The sequence below is a fragment of the [Scytonema hofmanni] UTEX 2349 genome (assembly GCF_000582685.1).
Taxonomy (GTDB): domain Bacteria; phylum Cyanobacteriota; class Cyanobacteriia; order Cyanobacteriales; family Nostocaceae; genus Hassallia; species Hassallia hofmanni.
Window position 1 is genome coordinate 3,430,554 of sequence record NZ_KK073768.1, and the last position, 26,012, is coordinate 3,456,565.

The window sequence follows — 26,012 nt, forward strand, 5'->3', positions numbered from 1 at the left end:
TTCAATCCCACTATGAGTAAGGGTGGGTTGCCTTCTGCCTTCTGCCTCCAGCATAAGTGCCTTCTGAACATCTCTCGCCTTTCCTGTTTTGTACTATCTGCAAATTCATCCAATATCTCTATTAATTTAGTAACAGCATTTTTAACTTCTTCAAGAAATTGGGATTTATTGAAAATAATTGCTTTCTGACTTCCATACTTTATTTCCAGTAGACTGTTTTTCTGAGAAAAAATAATATCATTAGGTTCAACGAGTGGATCGACTCTAACGATATCCTCTACTTTCATACGTTCAACTCCCTCTACAAAAGCTTCAAAAAAAGCATCAATGTACGTATATTCTTCTGTTATGATTCCTTCGTCTCCGGAAATTTTAATATTTCCTACTGGGTCATATAAATTTGCTCCTTCTTCCATATCAAGATTCCATTCTAAGTAATTCATGATAATACCTCATTTGTCTCGAATATGAATGCTATGCAACTTATTTAGTTCATTCAACGCTACTTAACTCCTGGTTTCGATATCGTATAACTGGCATAGGGTGAGGAGTTTTTGTTTGAGGCGATCGCGCACATTCTCCGGCGATATCACCACGCAATCTGGTGCATATTGCATAACTTCGCGGATAAACCAAAAGGTACTAGATACTCGCCTAACAACTCGCCGGACTCTTAGTTTATCTAATAACCATTCATTGATATCATCTTCTGGTTTAGCTTGATAGGCAAAAGCCAAGCCAGAAAATAAGTGCATCTCGACTTCGATCCGATCTAAACTTGAGTGCCATTCCCCCTCAATTGGTACGATTGCTGCTTCAGGGATGCGGTCTAGACGTAAGCACCAATTATGAATCAGTTCTGGTAAGTCCTGATTACCTTCCGTCTCATCACACCAACAGTCTAAATATTGTCGTCGCTCGTGCAAGGTAATTTGAGCATAACGAATACTGAAGCTCCAAAAGCGATCAGCAGCGTCGTGGTAGGAAATCTGAAATGGTTGCTGACGAAGGATATAACGCTCAATTTCCAGCCGCCAAGGTGGAGGTGGAGTTTTTAAGAAACGTTCTATTTCTTTTCGTAAAGGAAGAGAAACTTCACTACGTTCTAAGAGCAAACTAGCAATGATTTGAGCCTCTTCAAGCTGTCCTGTATCCGTTAAGGTTTGGATAGCTTGGGCTAATACTCGAATACGACTTTCTGACCAGTTGTTATTTGGGGCAACTAGAAATTGCTGACGAGCGATCGCTTCTACCAATGCAGAAATATTCGGGCGCTCACCCCGCATCACACCTAGTTCACGGGCGATCGCTTCAAGCTGAGATTTGTCTTCGTCAGAAATAGACAAAGTAATAGACTGACCTTTGCGGCTCATTAGCACTCCTTTTGCCTCCTACACGGACAATTTTATATTTTGCCCTTGTCATTTTTTATTTTGTCTGCAATATTAGGTAAATAAGTCTAATGCGGATAAATAAAAATATTATACGGACAAAAGGATGGAGTTTAAATATCGTATTACTCTCAAGCCTGTTTACTCCCAAACCGTCCCGACACCTGACGGGGTGAAATTACCTAAAGATTGGTCGCTTTCTTGGCATCAAGCCGCAACTTTAGAAGCGTTGCGCGATCCAAATATTGATGTTGTGTTCAACACTGCAATGACTGGCGATGGTAAAAGTCTCGCGGCTTACCTAGAAGTGCTTCAGGGTGAATTTTCTGCGATCGGACTTTACCCAACCAATGAACTCGCCCGCGATCAAGAAACGCAGATTAGAGGATATGTTGAGAAATTTCAGCCAGAGAATAAGCCGCGTGTAGTGCGACTCAGTGGGGCTGATTTAGAGATTTATGCTGAAAATGAGGGATTGAAAAAAGGGGCTGCGATCGCAACTCTGACTAACCAGAGAGAAGCATTATTAACCAACCCTGATATTTTTCATTACTTACATCGAGGCGCTTATATAATTCGTGGTGATAGTCCAGATAAGCTATGGGGCAGAATTGATAAGGATTTTGACTTGTTTATTTTTGATGAATTTCACGTTTTCGCAGTTCCCCAAATTGCTAGCGTGATTAACACAATGTTGTTAATTCGCTGTACAAATCGCCGCAAGAAATTTCTGTTTCTTTCAGCCACACCAGATACAAACTTAATTGGGCGATTAGAAAAAGCAGGATTTAGTTGTAAAGAAATTGATCCTCTAAAACAAAATAAATATCAATTTCCCGATACACCAGAAGAAGGGCAGCAACTGCAAACACAGGGCTGGCGACAAGTAGCGCGAACAATTACATTGAATTTTATTCCTTTAGAACCATCATTTAAAGCTTCGCAAACCTGGCTAAAAGAAAATAGTGGTTTGATTTTGGCTCAGTTTCAGCAGTATCCAGGAAGTAAAGGCGCAATCATCCTTAACTCAATCGCAGCAGTCAAACGCCTAACTCAATTTTTTCGGGAAATATTACAGCCTTACGGCTTGAAAGTTGGAGAGAATACAGGGCTATCGGGAAAAGGAGAAAAGGAGCGAAGTCTTGCTGCTGACTTGGTTATTGGTACTAGCACAATTGATGTTGGGGTTGATTTCAAAATCAATTTTTTAATTTTTGAGTCTTCAGATGCAGGTAACTTTATCCAACGTTTAGGACGCTTAGGAAGGCATGACGAATATGAGAAAGATGGTCAGGTAGTTAAGTTTGAGAATTTCACAGCTTTTTCTTTAGTTCCTAACTTTTTGGTAGAGCGTTTGTTTAAGGGAGATACGCCACCGTTAGAAGTGAATAGTATTTGCGATCGCCCCTCTTTTCACAATACAATTACTGAGAATTATCGACAAATCAACGATTTTCGTGGTTATTATCGTCGTTGGGGTGCTGTGCAATCATTTTGGCTGTTTTATCAGTTGAGCGATCGCACAATTAAACAACAGTATGCCCAAAGCCGAGACAAGTTTCAAGAAGCTTGTGAACAATTATTTGAAACTAGTCTGAAGTCACAAGCTGGACGTATTCAAGGCTGGGCGAAAGATTGGCAAGCGCTTTCAGGTAAATCAGGAAATCCGATTGCTGAGGATGCTGCTAGTTTTCGAGGTTCAAGTCCTTTGCAATGTGGTTTATACGACTTAACGGAAGAAAATGAGGCAGATAGGTTTAAAACCTACGATTTACCCGGTATTTTGGGCAATTTAGAGATTGAAATGTGGACGGAAGCGGCATTTATACGGACACTCAAAGAAACCGCAGAACGCACCGGACAACCCATTGCCAAAGGTAGATTTGCTCATTGTCTAGCATTTATGAAGTTGCGTTCTTACCGAGAGGAACGGCTGAACTGGAAATTTACCTATTCTGGAAACTTGCAGCCAATTGCTGACGCTTGGAAAGTTCAGGTTTTGACTGGTGTAGAAATTTGGCAACCTGACAACTATTGGGTTGGGGAAATTAACAAACGCCTAAAAAAGGAGGGTTTGGTTTGTTACGTGATTCGCCGTCCTCTTGCTGAAGTGCGGATGCGGCTAAGGCTACCGATGAATTTTCAGATTTATGGCATCAGCGATCAGTATAGCTTTCATGATGCTACTGCACCCTATGCGATCGCTTTTGGTCACTCTGCGCTGCTGCTGGATACGCTGGCTTATACGTTTAAAAGCAAAGGAGATGAGATATGGGTTGTTTGAAAATTTTGTAGGAGGGTTTCAGACCGCAAATAGTAGGTCATGTTTCAATCCCTAGTAGGTATTATTACTCAAAACTATGTAGAGTAGATGGCTTACCCTCCCACCTTTAGCATACCAGAGTAGCAACAGAAGGCTAATTTATTAAATATAAATACTCAAAAATATTTGAGCGATTTTGCTATGGTCATGACTAACTAATTACATTAACATGTGAGTAATCCTTGTAAGGTAACTCACCATGCCGAACGAAAACAATAACCCTAATCAAATCATTGTGGTAATAAATGCAGAGTGCAACCAGATTAGTGTGTCGCTGTCTATTCCTCTATACAACGAGGTGAATCTAGTACAACAACACAATGCCATTCAAGACCATCGGCTATCTGATCTTGAGAATCGCGTCAGTGCTTTAGAGACAAATCTTGAATACCACGTTCGTCAAAAGGAGGATTTACAGGACATAGTGAATTTTTGTTACCCACAAGATTAGGATGCTGTTTGGAGTGTACACACCATAAAACAATCTACCGTTACTACATAACTAAACATGGACGAACAACATCTATTAGAAAGAATTACAGTCAACCCCAAAATTTTTAACGGTAAACCAATTATTCGAGGTCGTCGCCTTGCGGTTGAACATATTTTGGGGATGTTGGCGGCGGGAGATACTATCGAAACCTTGCTAGAAGCTTATCCCTGGTTAGAACGAGAAGATATGCAAGCCTGTTTAGTTTATGCACCTCGGCTAGTTAGTCATGAATAAGTTGAACCTTTTCCGCTATGAGTAACCCCATTTCAGGCGATTACAGAGATTTGCTAATGGAAATAAAACAGCGTATTCGTTCAGCCCAGTACGAAGCACTAAAAGCAGTTAATCGGGAAATGATTAACCTCTACTGGGACATTGGACAGATAATTGTTACTCAACAACAGGGCGCTAGTTGGGGAAAATCCGTAGTAGAACAGTTAGTAAAAGACTTACAAGCAGAGTTTCCAGGAATTAGCGGATTTTCTGCTGCTAACCTCTGGCGGATGAGGCTTTTTTATGAATCTTATGTCAACAATGAAAAACTCGCACCAATGGTGCGAGAAATTGGATGGAGTCACAATCTGGTCATTGTAGAGAAGTGCAAAGATGACCTAGAACGGGAATTCTATATCAGAATGACTCGTAAATTTGGCTGGACAAAGAATGTTTTGATTCACCAAATTGAAAATCAAACCTATGAAAAGACTCTGTTGAATCAGACTAACTTTGATAAAACTGTTCCAGCAGAGATTCGTAACCAATTAAAACTAGCTGTCAAAGATGAATATACTTTTGATTTCTTGGAACTAGCAGATGAACACAGCGAACGACAGCTAGAACAGGCGATTTTGGCAAGAGTTGAACCATTCTTGCAAGAAATGGGTGGGCGGTTTACTTTTGTTGGTAGTCAGTATCGCTTAGAAGTTGGCGATAAAGAATTTTTTATTGACCTGTTGCTGTATCACCGCCAATTAAAATGTCTAGTTGCGATTGAGTTAAAAACTGGAGAGTTTTTACCTGAGTATGTGGGAAAAATGCAATTTTATCTGGCGGCTTTAGATGATTTATCTCGATTCCCAGACGAAAATCTCTCAATCGGAATTATTCTTTGCAAATCCAAGGATAAAACTATTGTTGAGTATGCACTGAGAGAATCGAATAAACCAATTGGTATAGCAACTTATAAACTATTTTCTACGTTGCCTGAAGAATTAAAAAATCAGCTTCCGGCTCCAGAGCAAGTTGCCAAGTTGCTAGAAGGCGTGGAGTAAAAAATGGAGTTTAAAAATGTCTAATGATGATTGGTTATCAGGTGATTTTGGTTTTGATGGTGATTCTTCAGACCGTACTATTGAAACTGAAGGCGAATTATTAACACTAAAGCTATTACGAGAAGCAATTCAATCTCAAAATCCAGATGATAAGGTAATGGCAGACTTTGGTGAGTATGTTTTACCAAATCTGTTGCGGATAGCAATTGGTGTAACGGCGAAAGGTGGTAAGTTTTTTGATGAAATTGACCAACAGCGAGAAGCAGAAGGAAAAACTAAAGTCAGACGAGATAATGCTGCTGATCAATCCCTGAATACTCACTTACTTAATGGTTTATTTCCCGCTAATTTAATTGAGAAACGTTTAGAAAAACTCAATACCACAGTGCAGCGAGTGGTGAAAGAGCGAGAACGGCGTTTAGTAATTGCTGGATTTATTTTACATGATTTTGAAAAGTTTCCTGATGTACCTGAAAACTGCCGCAAGCTACCATTAACAGAACATCGTGAAATTATTGATAAAAAAGTTCATCAGTTAGGACTAGATAACTTTATAAATCCAGAAAATCCTGAAGCTTATCGAGAGTATCTAGATGATTTGTTGTGCATGGCTTATAATGCTCAACGTCGCTGGGATACTAACTGGAATTTTTCTGAATTTGGGTTGAATCCTCTCCTCAAAGATCGCACGCTTCGCAGTCTATCTGATTTAACTTGTTTGGCTGATTCTCTCGCCTCAATTGTTAAACATCCCCAAGATGCAGAACATCCTAGACTCAAAGAAATCATCCACAGCCTCAGTGATGGACAATTGAAATTTACCTATCACAGCATTGCTGAGAATCGTGGTGTTTTAACTAATGTGGTGAATAATGCTTTAATTCAGGCTCATACTAGTCTCAATACTGATGAGGATACCTACTATGAACCTTTGTTATATCTGCCAACAGGTGTGATTTACCTGGCTTCGCGCAATGCTCCAGCTATCTCGCCGGAAGATTTACCAGACCGTGTAGTTAACAGTATTAAATCGCTTTGTGCAGGTCAATTACGCCTCAGACAAACAGGATTTGGTAGAGATGGCAAAGGCATGAAATATGCCGAATATTACAACTTATTTTTTGATGACATAGGCTTGATGAAAGTAGCCTTAGATGCTACATTACGCATCTTAAACCCTAACAAAGGTTCTGTTGCTAAAAGTCGCAGCGAAAATCTGAATAAGTTTCAGCAACAAAAAGTTTTATCTGCTGATTATGACTTCAAATTTGAAGACGATATCCGTATTGACCAAATAGCAGAATTTGGTGATTTAGTTAGCCGGAAGATTTGGGAAGAGACAGTTAATCGTGTTAATTCTGCTCGTAAGAAAGATAAAAAGCTGCCAGCAGTTCCCGATTTTGATTTAACTCATAAAGTTGCAGAATTTTGGAATTTAGCAGAATGTTTACCCCAAATTAGAGAAATTCAACGCATCAATGAAAGTCTCAAAGAAAACAAGTTAAAGGGAAATACCGGAGGAGTACCTTATGAATGGTATTATCTAGCAGCTAAATATTTAGAACATCATCCAGGAATTGAAGATGTACGCGAAGCTTGTCAGCAAGTCATTGACTATTTGACAACCTTAATTTCTCCAATAATTTCTCAGTATGAATTGCCTGATGGTTGGGATGATTTAAGGCTTTGGGTAAAACGAGTTGTGATGTTACCAGGCACTAATCAAGAGTCATCTGTTAAAACTCAAGTTGAAACATTTCTAAATGAGTTAGATAATTACAATGCTGCGAAAAAATCAGGGCGAGGGAAACAATTAATCTGCTCAATTTCTCATTCTGCTTACACGGTTACAGAGCAAATGGAATCAGCAGTTTTATTTACGCCACAAGTTTATACAAACAAGCAAATGTTAGGAGGTTCTAACGCTAAACGCAATATCTCCAGTATTGCAGGTGTAGAGATGATGCTAAGGCAAATCTTGATGAATCAAACTCAAGCTGTAGGTAAGCGATTTGAAGATGGTAAATATCGCTATCTCTACTTTTATCCTACTTATTACTTTACTCCAGAGACTAATAAGTTTTTGCAGAAAGCATACAATGGTATTGCTCAAACTCGCTTTGATACCAGCGTTCGCAATCATTTTATCAGTAAAGATTTACAGGCGGACTTGGGGCGCGATCGCTACCAAAGTGTAGACAGTTTCTTAATTGATGAAAACCTCCCGCGTGACAAGGATCGCACCTTTAAGCTTTCCTATCCTGAAGACCAGCCTTTAACATTTTACTTCATGGCACTCCCGCCAGGAAGAGACAGCACTGATACAGAATCTTGGGTAATGCCAACTTGGTTAGCGTTTGCTTTCCCGATGATTTTAGATGTTAAAACTGTGGTTTCCGAGTCACCGATTCCACCTTTTAATGATGGGGCTGAATTTGAGGAAAGCGTTTTCCTTGATAGTGCGCCTCATGCTTTCCGGGCTTTAGTAAGGCGCGATCGCTTCCGTCTTGACTACATCCTCGAAGGCTGGAATGAAAACGGTATCCAATACCCAGCCCCTTTAAATGTGCTTACCGCCGCTTACGCCATTCATTTAGATGTGAATGCGCGACAGGGTAAGTCTGGTTACGATGCCAATTGGGGGAGATTTACAGAACTGGCTAAAGATTTTGAAACCAGTCCGTTGTACGTCTTTTCTTATCTCAATCGCTGGGTGCGTAACCAGGGTTCGGAAACAGCACGAATTGAGAAAATTAGGCTTTATGCCTATCATTTTTATCCTTGTTTTGACCCTTATGTGAAATATGACACTAATATGGAGCAATTAATTGTGGGAGAAGTATCAAGTCTGAATCATCCTAAGAAATTAACAGATTTATACCGCACATTTTATCGAGCTAATAAGCGTTATAATCCTAAGTCTAATGCTGTGTTGAAACCAGTTGATATTGCGGCTGAAACTATACTCAAAGCTGAGTCAAGTGTGTTTCAGGGAGAAACATTAGTTGTGGCCGTTGCAGCAGAAGTTTTTAAACTCATGGATCGCGTTCATTCTTCTACTGCTGAGGGACGCTGGATTATGAGCAAACGAGAAGAAGAACGGCAAGCTGTTCTAGATTTTGCCAAGTATTTTGTAGTGGAGGTATTTGATAACGCATTTGCTGGCGATCGCGCTCGTTTGGCTGGTCGTCAACTCAACTTAATTCGAGATACCTGTGAATTTCTTTATCGTCTTGAAGATGATAAAGAAAATGCAGGTAAAAATGAAAAATCGGCGGAAACAGATAACGAGAATGAGTAGGGATTTTCCCTTAGCATTTGCTGGAAACGTAAACAATTAGTAAATATTTTTTTGGAGATAATCATGGCGATTTTAAAAAGTGTTGAGTCCAAATTCTTTCAAACTGAGATTCCTTACAAACCAATGGGTAAATATGTTCATTTCTTAACTATTCGCATTACTGAATCTTATCCTCTATTTCAGACAGATGCAGAACTGAATAAAGCACGGGTAAGAGCAGGAGTTAAAGACAAAACCACAATTAGCCGTTTGTCAATGTTCAAGCGCAAACAATCTACACCAGAGCGTTTAGTTGGTCGGGAATTGCTACGTAACTATGGATTAATGACGGCTGAAGAATGCGAATACAACGTGAATTTTGCAATGGATAATCCTGATTGCATCATTTACGGTTTTGCTATTGGTGACTCTGGTTCTGAAAAATCGAAAGTTGTGGTAGACACAGCATTTTCAATTACAGCTTTTGATGAATCGCACGAAACATTTACCCTCAACGCACCTTATGAAAATGGTACGATGGCTTCCAAGGGTGAAAATGGTTCTAAACCTGGTGAAGTTACCAGTCGAATTAATCAGCAAGACCATATTAGACCGCAAGTTTTCTTTCCTAGTATTGTCACCTTGAAAGACCCTACTGAAGCTAGCTTCCTTTACGTATTTAATAATATTTTGCGAACTCGTCATTATGGAGCGCAAACTACCCGTACAGGTCGCGTTAGAAATGAGTTAATTGGCGTTGTATTTGCTGATGGAGAAATCACAAGTAATCTGCGTTGGACTCAGGCAATATATGACCAAATGAAATCTAATAATACTTTAAATGCTCCCGATCCACTAGATGAGGATGACGTAATTACTGCTGCTAAAAATGCTATTGAGGCATTAATGTCTGATGAGTTTATTGTTCACACAGATTTCATTGGTGATGCTTTTACATCCCTAATTAATGAAGTCAAAAGTTTAACAGGAAGTGAGAAAGGAATTCAGGCAATTTTGCAAAAGGCTGATGCAGAAGCTAAAGATTATGCTAAGAAGCATATCAGCAAGAAGAAAACTGCTGCTAAAGCGGGGAAAGAGTAATGGCAATTATTTATCGCTGTCAAATAGAACTTCATGACAGCCTTTATTACGCAACTCGTGAAATCGGTCGCTTGTATGAAACAGAAGCCCTAATTCACAATTATGCACTCTGTTATGCACTGGGTTTAGTTGATAGCCAAATCTACTCTACTACTGTTGCTGAAGAACATTCTTATCGCTATTTTTGTCTCGAACAAGTGCCAAAATATGAGGAGCATTTAACGCCACTCAATCAACAAAAAATTTACGTAACTCCGGCGCGATCGCTCAATCATTCTTCTATCCTCAATACCTGGAAGTATGCTAACAACAACTACCACGTTGAAATGGAGAAAACACAGAAAAATATTCCGAGTTTTGGTAGAGCAAAAGAAATTGCGCCAGAAAGTAAATTTGAGTTTTTTGTTATTTCTGACAATCAACTGAAATTATCCAAATGGATTCGCTTAGGTAAATGGATGAGTAAGGCTGAGGTGATTGTTGAAGAATTACCCAAACATAAAATTGTTGAAGGTATATTCACTTGCACCTACCCTTTAAATCCCTTGGATGTAATGTTTACCAATCAAGTGATTAGCTACGATGTCGTAAATATGCCTCCAGTAAGCTTAATTAAAAATGTGCAAATGCGAGGGCAATATTACCAATTTGAGAAGATTCAACAACTAAAAATCCCGGCTCGGATGGAATATCGTTTTAAAAATTGAACAAGTCAAATTAGTACAGTTTTGGATAAGTTAGTAGCGTTTTTAAACGCAGAGGAGCGCGGTGGTAAACGCAGAGTGACGCAGAGTTTTTGTGATAAATTTTCGTCATGAATTTATGTAATATTGTACTTAGTACAGTACTTTTGTAGAGGCGTTAAATTTGCGTCTCTACAATATAAAAACTTTTGTATTATGCCTCATAGCCTCGTTCTCAACCTTACACCAAAATCTCCCATCTACCCTGATTTCCTCAGTGGCAGACATCTCCATGCCCTATTTTTAACCCTTGTTAGTTCGGTAGATAAAACATTAGGAGATTATCTGCATTCATCTAAGGCAGACAAGCCTTTCACTCTTTCTCCCTTACAAATACAACCAAGCCACAAAAATCATCAGACGTTGCAATTATGTCATCAAAAACCCATTGCGCCAGGTACTTCCTGTTGGTGGCGCATTTCTCTATTAGATGACACTCTATTTAGCAAGCTGACTCCGCTATGGCTAAATCTTAACCCTAACCAACCTTGGCATTTGGGTTCTGCTGATTTATTTATTACCAGCATTCAAGGGACACCCCAATCTACTCAACCTTGGGCGAATGTTTGCACTTACGGACAATTATATGAACATGCATCAGAGAGCGATCGCACTATTAATTTCACTTTTGCCACCCCCACTGCATTTCGTCAAGGAGGGTACGACACTGTACTACCGATTCGAGAATGTGTATTTAACAGTCTTTTAAGTCGCTGGAGTAAATACAGTGGGATTGAATTCGATAATATCCCCGTCGAATCTATTTATCCCAGTTTTTTCAATATCAATACCCAAGTTGTCAGCAACTACGACAGCAAATTTATTGGCTGTGTTGGCGAAATTAGCTATCGTATTTTCGGTGATGTCGAACCAATAAAAATTAAACAAATCAATGCTTTAGCCAATTTTGCAATATATGCAGGCATCGGACGCAAAACAACGATGGGTATGGGTATGGTACGTCGTTTCAAAAATTAAAACTTCAAAAATATGCATGATTTAGAATATGTTTCCATCGCTGCTTTAAACCAATATGCCTACTGTCCTCATCGATGTTGGCTAATGTTTTGTGCGGGAGAGTTTATTGACAACCAATACACAATTGAAGGCACAAGTTTACATGAATGCGTGCATACTGTTGGTGAAGGAAACCGTGAAGAAACTTGGCAGGTTCGGGCAATTTGGCTGAAATCAGATACATACAAACTCATTGGAAAATCAGATTTAATCGAAGCTGAAAATGGCGAATTTTACCCTGTTGAATACAAGCGCGGACGCAAGGGAGAATGGGATAATGATGAACTGCAAGTCTGCGCCCAAGCCTTATGTTTAGAAGAAATGACCGGAAAAACAATTAATACTGGTTATGTCTTTTACGCGCATTCGCACCAACGCCAATTAGTCGAGATAAATGAAGAGTTGCGACAAAGTGCGATCGCTACTATTGAAGCTGTGCAAATGCTTCTATTTACAGGGACGATGCCTAAAGCTGTCAAGACCAAACGTTGCGATGGTTGCAGCTTGTATGGACGATGTTTACCTCAAGCAACCGAAAAAGTAGGTCGCTATCAAGAAGTACTTTAATATCGTGTCAGATAAATCACATATATTGTAAAGACGTTCCGCCGGAACGTCTCTACCACGGTATGTAGTTAACCTGACGATTAAAATCGCGGCTACACAAACAAAGTCCGCCTGCGCGGACTAATTGATTTTTGCTCTTCAGAGCCTCTTTGAGGAGTTGGAAGCTACACAAACAAAGTCCGGATGGTGCGCGGACTAATTGATTAGGACTTATGCAAAAAGACCAAAAAACGAACCGCAGAGAGCGCAGAGGACACAGAGGAATAGGAGGTTGAGAGAGTTTTTGCGTAAGTCCTGTTGATTTCAAATTTTTTAACAATCAAACACTCATAACACGGAACTCATACTTTATGGGCACAGTTTACATTTCCCAGAATGATGCATTTATCGGTAAAATCGACGAACGATTAAGTGTCAAATTCGACAAAAAAACGATTTTAGATATACCGCTACTCAAAATCGATGGTATTGTGGTTTTAGGGCGTGCTACGGTTTCACCTGCTGTTGTTAATGAACTATTAGCAAGGCAAATTCCACTGACTTTTCTTACCGAAACAGGTCGCTATCTCGGACGATTAGAACCAGAAGTTACCAAAAATATCTTTGTTCGCAAAGCGCAATGGCAAGCAGCAGGTGAGTCACTTCAAGCAATTCATGTTGTACAAGCGTTTGTACGCGGTAAACTTAAAAACTACCGCAACACTCTTATCCGTCGTCAACGCGATACAGACTTGGATTTATCTGCAAATATTAGTCGCATAGAACATGCGATCGCACCCATTGAGACAACACTAACTGTAAACTCGTTACGTGGGCTGGAAGGTGCGGGGAGTGCTGCATATTTTGGCTGTTTTAACCAACTTATTCGCAATGGGGAATTTGAATTTAAAACCCGCGTGCGGCGTCCCCCTACCGATCCAGTCAATTCCCTACTCAGCTTTGGATATTCGTTGTTGCGTCACGATGTTCAAGGTGCTGTTAACATTGTTGGGTTTGACCCTTATTTGGGGTATTTGCATTGCGATCGCTACGGTCGTCCATCGCTGGCTTTAGACTTAATGGAAGAATTTCGTCCATTGGTAGTAGATGCGGTTGTATTGTTGGCAATAAACAAACGCCATTTGACACCGGCAGATTTTCTCACAGAACCATTAAGCGGTGCGGTTTCCCTTACTCCTGAAGGACGCAAGACCTTTTTGCGGTTGTACGCGCAGAAAAAACAATCTGAGTTTAAACATCCAGTGTTAGGACGCAAATGCATGTATCAAGAAGCTTTTGAACTGCAAGCCCGGTTGCTGGCAAAATACTTGATGGGCGAAGTTGAGAAATATCCGCCACTGGTTTTGAAATAATCAATTCAAAGAGTTAAAGTCAAGATGAACGTTGTTGTTTCCTACGATATTTCTGAAGATAAACGCCGTACCAAAATTCACAGCACCCTTAAGTCTTACGGGCAGTGGGTGCAATATAGCATATTTGAGTGTCAGCTTACCGATACTCAATATGCAAAACTGCGATCGCGCTTGAAAAAGTTGATTCAGCCTGATACCGATAGCATTCGCTTTTATTTTCTATGCGCCTGTTGTTTTGGTAAAGTTGAACGTATCGGTGGCGAACAACCCCGTGATGAAACGATTTTCTTTGCTTAGTACAGTTTTGCGTAAAAGCGTAGCGTTTTTAAATGGATCGGGTGACAATGCGATTGTATCGAGTGACAATGCCATTGCATCGCGATCCAATGCGATTGCATCGGGTGACAATGCGATTGTATCGGGTGACAATGCGATTGGATCGCGATCCAATGCGATTGGATCGCGATCCAATGCGATTGCATCGGGTGACAATGCCATTGCATCGCGATCCAATGCGATTGCATCGGGTGACAATGCGATTGTATCGGGTGACAATGCGATTGTATCGGGTGACAATGCCATTGCAGGGTGTTGCCAAATTTAATTTGCGACCAATTTAAGCAATATTGTATTTAGTGCGCGGATGGGTAGGTGTAGAAAAAGAGGTTTTAATAAAAATGCCTGAATCGCGCTCATTACAAGGCTTTGCGGTTCTATTTACTCGCCACCTACCCGCGCACCTTACACAGTAAAGGTTTCAGCTTTTTTAAAATGAGTGCGATCGCGCCAGATTGTGTTATGATTTACCCATCCGCGCAACCGAACCTTGAAAACCTCATACTGACTCACTTTGAGCTTCCCGCAGTTGAAACTTCACTTAATCCCTATTAGGGATTGAAACTTTAGCTGAAGTCTGGGAGCATCAATCTTTGAAGTTGAAACTTCACTTAATCCCTATTAGGGATTGAAACGGTGAGCTTGATGACATGAACTCTATTATCTCTGCGTTGAAACTTCACTTAATCCCTATTAGGGATTGAAACATCTTACAGAAGCTTAAGAACTCTAGACTTATAAGGTTGAAACTTCACTTAATCCCTATTAGGGATTGAAACATGAATAACCCTGTTACTAAAGGAGTGAAAGCGGTGTTGAAACTTCACTTAATCCCTATTAGGGATTGAAACATTTGTTTGATGTAAGATTCATACTGCTGCTGATTGTTGAAACTTCACTTAATCCCTATTAGGGATTGAAACAGTAAGAAAACTTGGTAAAAGAAAGAACCAAAAGGTTGAAACTTCACTTAATCCCTATTAGGGATTGAAACAGCAAGATTACTAAAACTCAACCCGCACAAGGTGTTGAAACTTCACTTAATCCCTATTAGGGATTGAAACTTCATAAAAGAAGGTTCGGGAGCTTTTATCCAAAGGTTGAAACTTCACTTAATCCCTATTAGGGATTGAAACAATGCACCTTTATCTGGCAACGCGGGTAATTTAGTTGAAACTTCACTTAATCCCTATTAGGGATTGAAACGCTCTTGCCCACACAGCACTTACCACAAAGTTTTGCGTTGAAACTTCACTTAATCCCTATTAGGGATTGAAACTGGGCGGTCGGCTTTGTTATATCGAGAATTGTTGTGTTGAAACTTCACTTAATCCCTATTAGGGATTGAAACCCGGGGTAAGGTTATAATTCCCATTACAGGGAATGTTGAAACTTCACTTAATCCCTATTAGGGATTGAAACGGGCAACCATCGGAATTAGAAGAATTATCAGAAGGCAATGTTGAAACTTCACTTAATCCCTATTAGGGATTGAAACACCCAGCACGCACTAGCCACCCCCGAAACTGGTTGAAACTTCACTTAATCCCTATTAGGGATTGAAACTTTTACGTTGATATGGAACAAGAAAATGTACTTGATAGTTGAAACTTCACTTAATCCCTATTAGGGATTGAAACATTTTGTTGGACATTTGGGCAACAAGACATTTTAGTTGAAACTTCACTTAATCCCTATTAGGGATTGAAACATATTGACGGAACTCTTACCACTACTATTTCTGGTTGAAACTTCACTTAATCCCTATTAGGGATTGAAACACGTAAATTATCAAAGCTTGCTTGTCGTTCTGCCTGTTGAAACTTCACTTAATCCCTATTAGGGATTGAAACAGTGATAAAAGTTTCGGGAGTGCCAAAAAGCTGCTGGAGGTTGAAACTTCACTTAATCCCTATTAGGGATTGAAACCATTTGGGAAACATCACTACCGCTTGCATAATTTGTTGAAACTTCACTTAATCCCTATTAGGGATTGAAACTTATTTGCTACAAGGATTAGACACGGATAAAGAAGTTGAAACTTCACTTAATCCCTATTAGGGATTGAAACATATTTACCTGTTTGAATAATATTTAAAAGATATATGTTGAAACTTCACTTAATCCCTATTAGGGATTGAAACCGAAGTCTGCTAGTTCGGTTTCCCATTCTTTGAGAGTTGAAACTTCACTTAATCCCTATTAGGGATTGAAACAGATCGGTTGTGGGACTTTGGGCGTCGAGTATTGTTGAAACTTCACTTAATCCCTATTAGGGATTGAAACTTGCAAAAGCGACTTACCCCACTACTAGAGACGTTGAAACTTCACTTAATCCCTATTAGGGATTGAAACATGAGGTTTCTAAGGTTCATAGATGCCTACTGGAATGTTGAAACTTCACTTAATCCCTATTAGGGATTGAAACCAGACTGGTTTTCCGTAACACCAACCATGAGAAAGTCCGTTGAAACTTCACTTAATCCCTATTAGGGATTGAAACTGCAATAAGATTTGTTGCAGAGATAAATGCAGGTATGTTGAAACTTCACTTAATCCCTATTAGGGATTGAAACAAGGGTTCGGAGTACCGAAGTTCCGGAGTACCGGGTTGAAACTTCACTTAATCCCTATTAGGGATTGAAACATAAAGACTGATTATTATCCGGATAATCCTGGAGTTGAAACTTCACTTAATCCCTATTAGGGATTGAAACAGTCTCCCAACAGGTATTACACTGCGGGATGCCTGGTTGAAACTTCACTTAATCCCTATTAGGGATTGAAACGGAAAAGAAGTGGTGCCGGTGCCTCCTTGATTCACGGTTGAAACTTCACTTAATCCCTATTAGGGATTGAAACTCCCTTGTGATTTTTTTTCCTTCTCCCTGCATAAGTTGAAACTTCACTTACTCCCTATTAGGGATTGAAACCCCACAGTCGTCTCGGCATTTGATATACATTTGAAGGGGCGATGTCTTCTGACGCGCCGCGATGCACTAAGCTTGTGACGAAGGATGACAACAACGCTGCTAAACAATCGCTATCAAGTAATCGAGGTACTCGGTGCCGGTGGGTTTGGTGAAACCTTTCTGGCAGAAGATACCCATATGCCTTCTCGCCGTCGCTGTGCGATTAAGCAACTCAAACCGATCGCCGCAAACGATCCGCAAACTTACAAACTGATTCGACAGCGGTTTGAACGAGAAGCGGCGACTTTAGAACATCTTGGCAAAAGTAGTGACCAAATTCCCGAACTTTACGCCTACTTTCCTGAGAATGGGCAGTTTTATTTGGTTCAAGAATGGATTCACGGTCAAACCCTGACACAGTTTGTCGCAGCTAAAGGATTACTCAACGAAACAACTGTACGAGAAATTCTTTTGCGTCTGCTGTCAGTTTTGGATTACGTCCATAGCAAAGGCATTATCCACAGGGATATCAAGCCGGATAATATTATTTTGCGCTCTAGCGACGACAAACCGATTTTAATTGATTTTGGTGCAGTCAAAGAAACGATCCGTTCGGTTGTCGGTACACCTGGATATCCGACTCAATCCCTTGTGATGGGTACACCTGGATATATGCCGAGTGAGCAAGCTGTGGGACGCCCAGTTTATGCCACTGATATTTATAGTTTAGGCTTAACGGCGATTTATTTACTGACTGGCAAACATCCGCAAGAACTAGAAACCAACCAGCAAACAGGGGAAATAGTTTGGCTTGAATATGCGCCGAATGTATCTCCTTCTTTTGCGGCAATACTAAATCAGGCAATTAAACCGCACCCAGGCGATCGCTATTCCACCGCTAGCAAAATGCTACATGCTTTGCAATCTGCTAGTTCTATTCCCCCACAAGCAGCACCAACTGCTGCTACAGTCGCTTTAAATCCTGTAGTTGCCCAAAAGCAAACCCAGGTACCTGCGACGCAAATCAAACATATCGAAAACTGGCGAAAGCCTGCTTTGATTGTCGGTGGTTTGGTTGTGGGTAGCTTATTTGGTGCAGTAGCGATCGCTAATCTGACTCGTCAACCCCAGCCTGAAGCTTCAATTGCGACATCGCCAGAACCGGAAATTACGCAAAAAGCTTCGTCCGCAACTCCAACTCCTTCCCCAGAAACTCCAGTTTACACCAACGAACCCGCCGATAACCCCGTTGCTTCAAAACCTGCCCCAGTAGGAATTATACCGACAACACCGCAGCAGCCAACAAATCCTGCGCCCCAAATTGCAGCCACTACGCAGCCAGAAACCCAGGAAACATCTACTTCGTTAGATGATAAATCAGATACATCTGTACCGATAGAACCTGATGAAACCCCCGCAGCATCTACCCCACAGCCACAAACCGAAAATCAATCTCCTACCCCTGATGTAAGTCCACCACCCAAGAAAAGCAAAAAACCTCCCAAGGAAGCGATCGCTACTACAAGTATACAAAGCGTCCCCGCATTTCCTACAGGTACAGCAAGAAGCAGCGTAGAAGCAGCTTTGGGCAAACCAGCCAAAGATTTAAGAGGTGCTTGGAGAAATACCCGTGCTGTCACTTACACGTTAGTACCGAATCAAATTGACCTTGGTTACTTATTTGACCGCAATTCGGGAGAATTGCGCCAAACTGAAGCCGCTTTTGCCCAATCTGTAGATCCCCAAGTAATGCAGACAACCTTAGAAGGAATGTTAGGTGGGCAAGCAACTGAAGAAATTAAGCAGGGACTGCAACAAATCCAACAACGTCAAAAAGATAATGTCAGCTTTACCCAAGGGGGATTAAAAGGTCAGATTGTACGTCAGGAGTGTGATTTAATTTACATCAGCATTTGGGATGCCAACTTACATGACTTTGTGAGCGTATCTCAAAACAGAAAGTGTTAAATATGATGGTGGTGAAGCGTCAAGATTTGATTGTGCCAATTTTGGATATGACTAGAGTGGTGTCAGTTAAAGAGTTGGACTGTTTAGACGAATCTGAGTATTTTTGACAAAAGGAGCTGGGTTAAACCAGCTCCTTTCGGGTTTAAATAGTACGGGAAAATCTTCTGTACTCCAATCCTTACTTTTGCTACGTCAATCTTATCAACAAGAATTATTGCCAAATGTCGGTTTAGCATTGAAGGGTGAATTAGTGCGTAAAAGTGGCGATCGCACTATCGAGTTCTGTCAGTAGTATTGTCGTCTGCGACGCTATTCTGGGGTCATTGTTCTGCTGCCTCCCGAACTTCTGAATCAGCAACTTCCCAATCATCCCAAGGTAGCCGCATTTGCCCAGGAGAAGCTTTATTTTTCCCTTTACCCTTCACAACCTTTGGCAATATGTGAATATACTGGAGGGTGTTTAAATATGGAACCCCATTTGAATACGGTTCGGTTAAGGCAAGAGACGCGATTTATCGCGTCTTTGTGATCTATAATTTTCATCAAAAAATCTTTTAACCACTCAAAATCATGCGATCGCTCTTTCAATTTAGCCATTTAAATCAATCATGCGATCGCTCTTTCAATTTAGCCATTTAAATCAATCATGCGATCGCGTAGCGACTCCTGCGGAGTATCGCTCTTTCAATTTAGCCAGTTAAAATTATGCGATCGGTATATGCTTACAAACATTATTCAGATTGTTCATCTAGATAAGATTGGCGACTGTGGCGAACATGAAGAACTGCTACAATATCTTTTTCAACAACAAATAAAACTCGATATTTTTTTTGTTTTCCAACCCAGAGTTGCCTAATTTCACGACCAATCATTGCTGTTTCTGGTGCTACGCTACAGCGATTAGGAAATTTTTGAAGCGACGCGATCGCATCTTGAAGTTCGTAATACCAATTGTTGGCTATTTCAGGACTCAGATTGTCGCATATCCAACAGTAAGATGTTTCGATTTCTTGAAAAGCAGTTGGTTGAATAAGAACCTGGTAATTCATGAACGGGGTGGAATGCTGAGTTTGCGCTGTAACGTTGCTAAGGCTATATCGGCAGGAATTCCTTCACCTCGATCAAACTCATCTAGTCCTTTACGAATACCTACTATTGTTTCTAAGTAATCAATACGTTCTAACAGTTCTCGGTATGTGTATCGAGACTGCTCTGGGTCTGTTTTGAGCGATTGCAAAAAGCCAAGCACATCTTCTAAGAGTTTATTTGGAGTGCTGTCAATTTCTTGTAATAGCAATTCTTTGATCGTCATTACAGTTATAGAGATTAATATTTATATTTTTAGTATAGCCATTTTTCTCGTTGAAAATAACACAAAAGTTATATCTTGCGATCGCGTAGCGACTCCTGCGGAGTATCGCTCTTTCTATTTAGCCAGTTAAATCAATCATGCGATCGCCAACTATATCTAAACCTTCGCGAGTACAGATCCCCGACTTCTCAAAGAAGTCGGGGATCTAAAAGGCTGATCGCATATTTAACATGTGTATTAGCTGGAATCACACCAAACACCAGCGTTTACGAGCCATCTTTTGTGAGAAAATAAGAGGGCGATCCCCGTCGAACTTAGGTTGAATTAAGCTGAACAGGAGTGTACGCTAGTTAGGCATTCAAATCAATCGTGCGATCGCTATGTGCTTACAAGCATTACTCAGATTGGGCGCATGTTCACAAAGAATTGGTATTAAAATTTATATTTAGACTTAGTAATAAGGGGCAATGCCAAAACTGCCAACAAAACCGTACAATTGTAGAGACGTTCCGTCGGAACGTCTCTACATCGCGTTGCTGCCAATTTTGAAACGTCCAAAATTCGTTTTGTGCGATCGGCTTTATCAGAAGACAACCGATGTGGAAATTAATTATGCGTTACCAGAACCTTTAGAGACGTAGCAGTGCTACGTCTCTACATTTTTTCCACTTTTTGTGTCTAATGGAATTTTGACTACTTCACAGTCACCTTACCACCAGCTTCTTCGATGCGCTTCTTAGCATCTTCAGCCGCATCCTTGGCAATACCTTCTTTAACAGCCTTGGGTGCAGCTTCCACCATGTCTTTAGCTTCTTTCAGACCCAAACCGGTCAATTCCCGGACAATCTTCAGTACGGCAATCTTCTTATCAGCTGGAACTGACTCTAGAATCACGTCAAACTCGGTTTGCTCTACTACTTCTTCAGCAGGCGCAGCAGCAGCACCAGGACCAGTCACCATCATCATACCGCCTGTGGATGCAGCACTTACGCCGAAAGCTTCTTCAATTTGCTTGACTAATTCAGATGCTTCCAGCAAAGTCAAGGATTTCAATTGTTCCAAAATTTGTTCGGTTGCAGCAGACATTGATATAACTCCTGTAATTTGTTTATTGGTTGTTGGTTGTTGGTTGTTAGTTGGAGCGTTGATAGTTGATATCTTTTCCGCTAACTCCCGTACAAACGTTCCGGTGGAACGTCTCTACTACGATTCGCTTTCGGCGTTGTTGCTTTCAACGTTGTCGCTTTCGGTGTTATTGCTTTCAGCGTCGTCACCTTTATCCTTGTCAGCAACTGCTTGCAAAGCCCGCGCCAAGGAACTGGGTACTTCGTTGATACCCACAGCAATCTTGGTAGCCAAGGCGTTGATAGCTCCGGCAATTTGCGCCATGAGTTGTTCCTTAGATGGCAAGTCTCCAAGTACCTTGACATCAGGTTCTTTTAACAGGCGACCATCCATAACGCCGCCGCGAAGTTCTGTCTTCTTGCTGGCTTTCTGGAAGTCTTGGTAAGCCTTAATTGCGCCAGAGAAATCTTCTTTAACTAGCAAAAAGGCTGAGGTACCCTTGAGCAACTCAGACATCGGTTGCCACTTTTCCTGTCCTTCAATGGCAATGCCCATTAAGGTGTTCTTTGCCACCTTACAAACAGTGCCACTCGGACGTAGCCGTCGCCGTAAGTCAGTGATTTCGGCAACTGTTAGCCCTTGGTATTCAATTACCAGTGCCAAAGTTGACTCACTCAAACTTTCTTTGAGGTCAGCAACGATCGCTTTTTTATCTTCTATCGTTCTTCCCATCTTTGTTTCACCTCCTTAAATAATTTTTGGCTTTCCCTAAAGAAAGCATTTTTTTCTGACTGACCCAAAACAACAAACCCCAGCTATATCAGCCGGGGTTTTGCAATGTTTCTCATGCTGCGATCGCACTTTTTATCAGTGCAACTTCAAGCAATTAAACTGCAAACCTCGGCAGGACATTAAGCTATTGACACCTGCTGTCTTTGGTTTTGCCTATTCAATTTTGGCAATTTGCAATGGGTAATTGCTTCGATTACCCACTAGCCATTATCAGGCTTCGCTCAGTTTCAAATCGCGTAGGGCGTTGACATCGACTTTAATCGATGGTCCCATAGTAGCAGACACATACATTGTCCGCCAATAACGACCTTTGGCTCCTGAAGGACGGTTACGGTCAATCGTCTCTTGCAACGCCTTCAAGTTTACTAACAAATCTTCGGGCGAGAAGGTTGCCTTACCAAACATAACATGGACTATGCCAGTACGATCGGCTCTAAATTCTAATTTACCAGCTTTGAATTCAGCGATCGCACTTGCGACATCAAATGTCACCGTTCCCCCTTTGGGTGATGGCATCAAACCACGTGGACCAAGCAATTTACCCAGCCTTGCTACTTGTGGCATCACATCAGGTGTGGCAATCAGCTTGTCAAAGTCCATCATGCCTTTCTGAATCTGCTCAATCAGTTCTTCCGAACCGACGATATCAGCACCGGCGTTGCTTGCTTCGTTGACTTTTTCCCCTCTCGCAATTACTGCCACTCGGACGATTTGTCCTGTGCCTTTAGGTAATGCTACAGTGGTTCGCAACTGTTGGTCTGTATACTTGGGGTCAATTCCTAACTTGATATGCGCTTCTGCGGCTTCGGCAAACTTTGCTGTTGCTGTTTCTTTCAGCAGCGCTAAAGCATCCAGAGGTGCGTAATCAGTGTCTTCTACTTTTTCTAGCAGTGCCTGTAATCGGCGTGATACTTTTTTGGTCATTTTTCTCTCCTGGGGTAATTAGCGAGGTTTGTTCTCTCCCCCGATAAAATTTTGTTTTGTTAGTTGATGGTTGATGGTTGTTAGTTGATGGTTGATGATTGACGCTCAACAATCAACGACTATCCAATAACCAATATCCAATATCCACTAACTACTATCCACTATCCACCAACTAATCCGCGATCGCGACACCCATATTCTTCGCAGTACCTTCCACAATCTTCATTGCCGCTTCGATGTCGTTAGCGTTGAGATCGGGCATTTTGGTTTGGGCTATTTCTTGCAATTGCGCTTTGGTAATGGAGCCAACTTTCTTTTTGTTGGGTTCGTTTGAGCCTTTTTCAATTTTTGCTGCTTTGCGAATCAATACTGATGCTGGTGGCGTTTTCAGTACAAAAGTAAAACTCCGGTCTTCAAAAACCGAAATTTCTACCGGGATTACCATCCCAGCTTGGTCTGCTGTTTTGGCGTTGTACTCTTTGCAGAACATCATGATGTTCACACCATGTTGACCTAGCGCAGGTCCCACTGGCGGTGCTGGGTTGGCTTTCCCAGCGTTCAAAGCCAGTTTAATAATCGCTACTACTTTTTTCGCCATTTTCTATTTAGCTCTGTTTCTCAACCTGATTAAATTCCAATTCTACTGGTGTATCTCGTCCAAAAATGGAAAGTAGAGCTTTGAGCTTACTCCGCTCTGGACTGACTTCAATCACTTCGCCTTCAAAGTCCTTAAATGGACCGTTAAGCACGATTATCTTATCACCAGTCGCCATGTCAATTTTGACAACAGCCTCTTGTTCGGCAGTTTGTTTGAAGATCCGTTCTACTTCTGAGGCACTGAGGGGCATTGGTTTGACGTGACCGCGACCTTTGCCTGTGCCGCGTTTTTGTTCGGCTCCCACGAAGTTTATTACATGGGATGTATTTCGCACTACCTGCCAGACGTCATCGTCCATAACCATCCGCACTAACACGTAACCAGGAAACACTTTTTCTTCTGTGTTTTGGCGACTGCCGTCTTTACGGATTTTCACTGCTGGCGTGTGGGGAATTTCCACATTGACAATTTTATCAGCTACATCAAATGTTTGAATGCGCTGCTCTAAATTTGTCTTTACACGCTTTTCACAGCCACTAGCTACTTGTACTGCATACCAGCGTGCTTCTTGCAAAGCATCCAGCGCTGTTTCTGCTTCTTCTAAGTTGCGTGGTTCGTCTGTTGCACCAACCATCAGAACACCTGTTTTGCTGCCCAAGTAAATAATCCATCGACTAAATATATCAAAGATGCGGAGAGTGTTACCATTAGCAACACTGCTGCTGATTCGCTCACCAGCTGCTGGCGACTGGGCCAAACCACCTTATCCAGTTCTTCTCTAAGACCTTGATAAAAATTGGTTATGCTTAACCCATTAGTGGTTTCTGGCATTTCTGCTTCGTTTTTCTTTGCCACAATCGTTTATCTCCGCGATTCTTTGACGAGCTTTTATTTACAGCTATTGTCTATTACTTTACATAAGTAATGAAACTAAAAAGGCTGCAAATACAAGTATACCCAAAACTTTCCGTACTTGCTGAATAATTAGCAGTTGTGTAATTGTTTCGGGCAATTTTGTTTTTTGGAGAGCGCGCCCTGGAGGACTTGAACCCCCGACATCAGGTTTTGGAGACCTGCGTTCTACCAACTGAACTAAGAGCGCACAATGGGTGGGTTTTAAAATTCAGTCATTGCGCTGAACTTGATCTAGTCTAACGCAATTTGACTTTTATTTCAATAGAATGTGAGCAGCTTAGGGAACAAATCAGCGGCAGGAGCCGCTTTTAGGTGGAGAATTCTCCCATAAATAGCTTTGCGAATTACAAAGGACGGTCAAACCGTTGTTTGATTCGGGTAGCTTTACCTACGCGATCGCGTAAGTAATACAATTTAGCACGTCTTACCTTACCACGACGGATGACTTTGATGCTGTCAATGCGCGGAGAATGCAAAAGAAACACTCTTTCAACGCCAACACCTTGAAATACCTTACGCACTGTAATGGTTTCATTAATTCCACCATTGCGTCTGGCAATCACTACACCTTCGTATGGTTGCACGCGGTATTTCTCGCCTTCTTTGATTTTGACACCGACTTTAACTGTGTCGCCCACGTAAATGTCGGGCAAATTAGATTTTAGATGTTCCGCTTCAATCGAGCGGATTATTTCTTGCGCGTTCATACTCTATTTAAAAAACTCCCAGTCATCCATAATAATTCGATAACCCCCGAACAGTCTAGTTATTTCACTCTAGTACTTTAACCAATTCCCGAAATAGTAACTTTGCAGCTTTGGCGGAGATGCGCGATCGCACTAATCGAACCGGACGACCGGCAGCTTTCTCAGCGTCCAACTGAGCGCCCAACGCTGCACCAATCTCATTATCTAGTCGGCAGCGCTTAACCTCGATGCGGGTAAAAACCCACTGCCAGAAGGCGATACGACACAAATCAGAACCACCGACAATCTTGATTTTACTCTTGTCGCCGGACGCTTCCATTGAGGGAGCAAGCCCTAAAGACTTCTGAAAGCGCCGTAGTGAAAGGTAGCGTTTAGTAGGCTTTCCCGACTTTCGACCCTTGCGAATCCTCACCTCTGGCTTACCGTCAGCGGCGAAGTAAGCTGACAGCGGGTAAATCTGGCTGAGGATAATTCCCTCCAGGCGCACACCGAAACCAAAGCTCTTAAAAACCTCGCGGTATGCAGTAAATTTTGGATCACCCAAAAGTTCTTGTAATTCCACCTCGATGGTGTGTTCTTCTCGCTGCAAGTCGCACAATCTGCGAGCGTGATGGCGAACTGTACTAGAAATTCCTAAGCCAATAGAGCGATCGCGTAAATTATCATATCGCTTCGATGAGCGTTCCCCACACAACCAACCCCACAGCAACGGCACATCACCATCAATCGCCCGCCGGGATTTTAGATGGGCGATCTCTGGAAACTGCCACGCCAAATCCTGACGCAAGCGATTGATAATTGGCGACTGCACCCGATTGAGATGAGCCAGTCGCAGCACCAGTTCTCTGATGCGGGTTGTAGTAAAATCACGAATTTGGACAAAGCGCCTGGGGGAGTCGCAATAATCAAAGTAGTAACAAGCCAAGGCTAGGGCGTCTGCATCAT

Annotated in this window: 26 protein-coding genes, 1 tRNA gene, 1 pseudogene, 1 CRISPR repeat array and 1 other annotated feature; of the genes and pseudogenes, 15 read left to right on the forward strand and 13 right to left on the reverse strand. The window is 41.5% G+C overall.

From position 1 onward, the window contains the following. Both TOL9009_RS47525 and TOL9009_RS0120425 read right to left on the reverse strand, forming a co-directional pair. A partial coding sequence (locus tag TOL9009_RS47525; protein WP_038296475.1) for a hypothetical protein occupies positions 1-443 on the reverse strand: 443 nt, incomplete at its 3' end. 63 nt (positions 444-506) lie between these two features. Next, complete coding sequence (locus TOL9009_RS0120425) at positions 507-1,373, reverse strand: WYL domain-containing protein (protein ID WP_029634426.1); 867 nt, start codon at positions 1,371-1,373, stop codon at positions 507-509. 124 nt (positions 1,374-1,497) lie between these two features. On the opposite strand from TOL9009_RS0120425, the gene cas3 reads away from it, so the two are divergent. From cas3 to TOL9009_RS0120500, 14 genes and pseudogenes are all read left to right on the forward strand, one after another. After that, positions 1,498-3,675 carry a type I-D CRISPR-associated helicase Cas3' gene (cas3, locus tag TOL9009_RS0120430; RefSeq protein ID WP_029634427.1) on the forward strand — a complete coding sequence of 726 codons (2,178 nt, stop codon included), beginning with the start codon at positions 1,498-1,500 and terminating at the stop codon, positions 3,673-3,675. A 238-nt stretch (positions 3,676-3,913) separates the two neighbouring features. Further along, a complete protein-coding gene (locus tag TOL9009_RS0120435) occupies positions 3,914-4,165 on the forward strand; it encodes a hypothetical protein (protein ID WP_029634428.1) in 252 nt (83 codons plus the stop codon). A 57-nt stretch (positions 4,166-4,222) separates the two neighbouring features. After that, a complete protein-coding gene (locus tag TOL9009_RS0120440; RefSeq protein ID WP_029634429.1) occupies positions 4,223-4,441 on the forward strand; it encodes a DUF433 domain-containing protein in 219 nt (72 codons plus the stop codon). A gap of 17 nt (positions 4,442-4,458) precedes the next feature. Next, positions 4,459-5,478 (forward strand): PDDEXK nuclease domain-containing protein, encoded by a 1,020-nt coding sequence (locus TOL9009_RS0120445; RefSeq protein ID WP_029634430.1) that lies wholly within the window; start codon positions 4,459-4,461, stop codon positions 5,476-5,478. A gap of 16 nt (positions 5,479-5,494) precedes the next feature. Beyond that, positions 5,495-8,779: a type I-D CRISPR-associated protein Cas10d/Csc3 gene (gene cas10d, locus TOL9009_RS39870; protein WP_038296476.1), complete on the forward strand. Its 3,285-nt coding sequence runs from the start codon at positions 5,495-5,497 to the stop codon at positions 8,777-8,779. Between the two features lie 63 nt (positions 8,780-8,842). Next, entirely contained in the window at positions 8,843-9,859 is a 1,017-nt protein-coding gene (cas7d, locus tag TOL9009_RS0120455) for a type I-D CRISPR-associated protein Cas7/Csc2 (RefSeq protein ID WP_029634431.1), read from the forward strand. Beyond that, a complete protein-coding gene (gene cas5d / locus TOL9009_RS0120460; RefSeq protein WP_029634432.1) occupies positions 9,859-10,566 on the forward strand; it encodes a type I-D CRISPR-associated protein Cas5/Csc1 in 708 nt (235 codons plus the stop codon). Before cas7d ends, cas5d begins: the two co-directional genes overlap by 1 nt. A 192-nt stretch (positions 10,567-10,758) precedes the next feature. Then, positions 10,759-11,580, forward strand: coding sequence for a CRISPR-associated endoribonuclease Cas6 (gene cas6, locus TOL9009_RS0120465; RefSeq protein WP_029634433.1), 822 nt, complete (start codon positions 10,759-10,761; stop codon positions 11,578-11,580). A 12-nt stretch (positions 11,581-11,592) separates the two neighbouring features. After that, a complete protein-coding gene (cas4, locus tag TOL9009_RS0120470; protein ID WP_029634434.1) occupies positions 11,593-12,186 on the forward strand; it encodes a CRISPR-associated protein Cas4 in 594 nt (197 codons plus the stop codon). A 350-nt stretch (positions 12,187-12,536) separates the two neighbouring features. Further along, a complete protein-coding gene (gene cas1d, locus TOL9009_RS0120475) occupies positions 12,537-13,538 on the forward strand; it encodes a type I-D CRISPR-associated endonuclease Cas1d (RefSeq protein ID WP_029634435.1) in 1,002 nt (333 codons plus the stop codon). A 24-nt stretch (positions 13,539-13,562) separates the two neighbouring features. Beyond that, entirely contained in the window at positions 13,563-13,835 is a 273-nt protein-coding gene (cas2, locus tag TOL9009_RS0120480) for a CRISPR-associated endonuclease Cas2 (RefSeq protein WP_029634436.1), read from the forward strand. Then, the gene (locus tag TOL9009_RS0120485) at positions 13,813-14,142 is read left to right on the forward strand and encodes a hypothetical protein (protein ID WP_029634437.1); all 330 of its coding nucleotides are present in this window, start codon (positions 13,813-13,815) and stop codon (positions 14,140-14,142) included. Before cas2 ends, TOL9009_RS0120485 begins: the two co-directional genes overlap by 23 nt. Before the next feature lie 260 nt (positions 14,143-14,402). Continuing rightward, a CRISPR array of direct repeats spans positions 14,403-16,807; the repeat unit is 37 nt; unit sequence GTTGAAACTTCACTTAATCCCTATTAGGGATTGAAAC. 84 nt (positions 16,808-16,891) lie between these two features. Beyond that, positions 16,892-18,754, forward strand: a complete 1,863-nt coding sequence (locus TOL9009_RS0120490) for a serine/threonine-protein kinase (RefSeq protein ID WP_029634438.1) — start codon at positions 16,892-16,894, stop codon at positions 18,752-18,754. Between the two features lie 130 nt (positions 18,755-18,884). Further along, a pseudogene (locus TOL9009_RS0120500) lies at positions 18,885-19,043 on the forward strand (DUF3696 domain-containing protein); the annotation flags it as partial. Between the two features lie 442 nt (positions 19,044-19,485). On the opposite strand, the gene TOL9009_RS0120510 reads toward TOL9009_RS0120500, so the two are convergent. After that, entirely contained in the window at positions 19,486-19,803 is a 318-nt protein-coding gene (locus TOL9009_RS0120510) for a type II toxin-antitoxin system RelE/ParE family toxin (protein WP_029634440.1), read from the reverse strand. Beyond that, on the reverse strand, positions 19,800-20,066 hold the full coding sequence (locus TOL9009_RS0120515) for a hypothetical protein (protein WP_029634441.1): 267 nt from the start codon (positions 20,064-20,066) through the stop codon (positions 19,800-19,802). The genes TOL9009_RS0120510 and TOL9009_RS0120515 overlap by 4 nt, the downstream gene beginning before the upstream one ends. A 467-nt stretch (positions 20,067-20,533) precedes the next feature. On the opposite strand from TOL9009_RS0120515, the gene TOL9009_RS47530 reads away from it, so the two are divergent. Further along, positions 20,534-20,707, forward strand: a complete 174-nt coding sequence (locus tag TOL9009_RS47530; protein ID WP_186227611.1) for a hypothetical protein — start codon at positions 20,534-20,536, stop codon at positions 20,705-20,707. 52 nt (positions 20,708-20,759) lie between these two features. Here the strand turns inward: TOL9009_RS47530 and rplL are convergent, their stop codons facing one another. From rplL to TOL9009_RS49510, 9 genes are all read right to left on the reverse strand, one after another. Further along, a complete protein-coding gene (gene rplL, locus TOL9009_RS0120520) occupies positions 20,760-21,152 on the reverse strand; it encodes a 50S ribosomal protein L7/L12 (RefSeq protein ID WP_029634442.1) in 393 nt (130 codons plus the stop codon). Between the two features lie 117 nt (positions 21,153-21,269). Further along, positions 21,270-21,863, reverse strand: a complete 594-nt coding sequence (gene rplJ, locus TOL9009_RS0120525) for a 50S ribosomal protein L10 (protein WP_029634443.1) — start codon at positions 21,861-21,863, stop codon at positions 21,270-21,272. A 62-nt stretch (positions 21,864-21,925) separates the two neighbouring features. Further along, positions 21,926-22,088: a sequence feature (ribosomal protein L10 leader region), on the reverse strand. Between the two features lie 45 nt (positions 22,089-22,133). Further along, positions 22,134-22,847, reverse strand: coding sequence for a 50S ribosomal protein L1 (gene rplA, locus TOL9009_RS0120530; protein WP_029634444.1), 714 nt, complete (start codon positions 22,845-22,847; stop codon positions 22,134-22,136). Positions 22,848-23,019: 172 nt separating this feature from the next. After that, positions 23,020-23,445: a 50S ribosomal protein L11 gene (gene rplK, locus TOL9009_RS0120535; RefSeq protein ID WP_029634445.1), complete on the reverse strand. Its 426-nt coding sequence runs from the start codon at positions 23,443-23,445 to the stop codon at positions 23,020-23,022. Between the two features lie 7 nt (positions 23,446-23,452). Further along, positions 23,453-24,079: a transcription termination/antitermination protein NusG gene (gene nusG, locus TOL9009_RS0120540; RefSeq protein ID WP_029634446.1), complete on the reverse strand. Its 627-nt coding sequence runs from the start codon at positions 24,077-24,079 to the stop codon at positions 23,453-23,455. Further along, on the reverse strand, positions 24,079-24,300 hold the full coding sequence (secE, locus tag TOL9009_RS0120545) for a preprotein translocase subunit SecE (RefSeq protein ID WP_029634447.1): 222 nt from the start codon (positions 24,298-24,300) through the stop codon (positions 24,079-24,081). The genes nusG and secE overlap by 1 nt, the downstream gene beginning before the upstream one ends. Before the next feature lie 174 nt (positions 24,301-24,474). Then, positions 24,475-24,547 (reverse strand) — tRNA-Trp (locus TOL9009_RS0120550). 157 nt (positions 24,548-24,704) lie between these two features. Then, positions 24,705-25,067: a 50S ribosomal protein L19 gene (gene rplS, locus TOL9009_RS0120555; RefSeq protein ID WP_029634448.1), complete on the reverse strand. Its 363-nt coding sequence runs from the start codon at positions 25,065-25,067 to the stop codon at positions 24,705-24,707. 64 nt (positions 25,068-25,131) lie between these two features. Next, a partial coding sequence (locus TOL9009_RS49510) for an IS110 family transposase (RefSeq protein WP_038296479.1) occupies positions 25,132-26,012 on the reverse strand: 881 nt, incomplete at its 5' end.